We start from the raw sequence: 1616 nt of genomic DNA, 5'->3' as shown, positions 1-1616 counted from the left end.
TAGATGTGGTCCGTCAAAAGCCCCCTCCCTCACCCAGAGGCAGGGGGCTTTTGACGGACCACATCTACGAAGGGCTTCGTTGACATCTACGAATCCATTCGTAATATGGGTCCAGGCAATCGAGTCACGGAAGGAAGCGTCATGAGCGAGACAAAGCTGCCGCGTCCCACGGATGGGGAGCTGGCCATCCTGCGGGTCCTCTGGGCGCGTGGCGACAGCACGGTGCGCGAGGTGCATGAAGCCCTCACCCGCGACGAGCCGGAGGGCACCGGGTACACGACGGTGCTGAAGCTGATGCAAATCATGACGGAGAAGGGGTTGGTGGAGCGTGACGAGTCCCAGCGCGCGCACGTGTACCGGCCCCGCGCCACGGAGCAGCGCACCCAGCGGCAGTTGGTGACGGACCTGGTGGACCGCGCCTTTGGTGGCTCTCCGGCGCGGCTGGCGATGCAGGCCCTGTCGTCGAAGAAGACGCGTCCCGAGGAGCTGGCGGAACTGCGCCGGCTGCTCGACACACTGGAAGGAGGCGAGGAATGAGCCGGCTGCTGATGGAGTCCCTGGGGTGGGCGCTGCTGCACTCGCTCTGGCAGGGCACGCTGGTGGCGCTGCTGCTGGTGGTGGCGCTCGTCACGGTGGGGCGGCGCGCGGCGCATGCGCGTTACGCGCTGGCCTGCGGGGCGCTGGTGCTGGCGCTCGCGCTGCCGGTGGCCGCCGGGTGGAAGCACTTCCACGGCGCGCCCGCGCGAGTGGCGATGGACACCTCCGTGCCGCCCGCGCGGCTCCGGGTGGATGCCGCGAATACCCACCCCGTGGAGCGCGCCGCGGCGCGTCCCGCGTGGCGCTTGCCGGCCGTCGTGACATCGCCCGCGTGGATTGACGCGGACATGGCCGAGGACGGCGCCGCGAGTGGCTTGGAGAGCATGGTGCTGACGGGCCTGGGCTCGTTCCTGGTCATGGCCGGTCTACTGCTGCAACGCGCGCTGTCCCAGGTGGAGGCACACCTGCACTGGCTGGTGCTCGCCTGGGCGGCGGGCGTGGGCCTGAGCTCGGGGCGGATGGCGGCGGAGTGGATGAAGCTGCGCCGGCTGGCGGACCGGGCCCTGCCCGCGCCCCATGCATGGCAGGAGCGGCTGGACGCCCTGTCGCGGCGCCTGGGCCTGCACCGGGCGGTGCGGCTGCTCCAGTCCTCCGACGTGGACGTGCCCGCCGCGGTGGGCTGGCTGTCGCCCGTGGTGCTCCTGCCCGTGTCCACCCTGGCGGGCCTGCCCGCTCGGCAGTTGGAGATGGTGCTGGCTCATGAGCTGGCCCACATCCGCCGTCACGACTTCGCGGTGAACCTTGCGCAGGTGCTGGTGGAGACGCTGCTCTTCTTCCACCCCGCGGTCCGCTGGATTTCCCATGTCATCCGCGTCGAGCGGGAGCACTGCTGCGACGACGTCGCGGTGGCCGCCAGCGGCAACTCCGTCTCCTACGCCCGGGCGCTGACGGCGCTCGAGACGCTCCGCGTGCTGCCGGGAACGCCGAGCCCCGCCATGTCCGCGCTGGGCGGCTCGTTGCCGGAGCGCGTGCGGCGGCTCATCACCCTGCCCACGTCGCGCTGTGCCTCGCGCTGGGCG

At 71.2% G+C, this 1616-nt stretch carries 2 protein-coding genes; both read left to right on the top strand.

From position 1 onward, the window contains the following. Positions 1 to 141: 141 nt before the first annotated feature. Positions 142 to 537: a BlaI/MecI/CopY family transcriptional regulator gene (locus tag HV824_RS35645; protein ID WP_026113917.1), complete on the top strand. Its 396-nt coding sequence runs from the start codon at positions 142 to 144 to the stop codon at positions 535 to 537. Then, the coding region (locus tag HV824_RS35640; protein ID WP_176425256.1) for a M56 family metallopeptidase at positions 534 to 1616 on the top strand (1083 nt) is incomplete at its 3' end. The genes HV824_RS35645 and HV824_RS35640, both read left to right, overlap by 4 nt.

Origin of the sequence: Myxococcus sp. AM009 (assembly GCF_013372605.1) — a bacterium.
Taxonomy (GTDB): Bacteria; Myxococcota; Myxococcia; order Myxococcales; family Myxococcaceae; genus Myxococcus; species Myxococcus vastator.
Note: the sequence above shows the minus strand (reverse complement) of the source record. Positions and strands in the feature narration are given on the sequence as shown.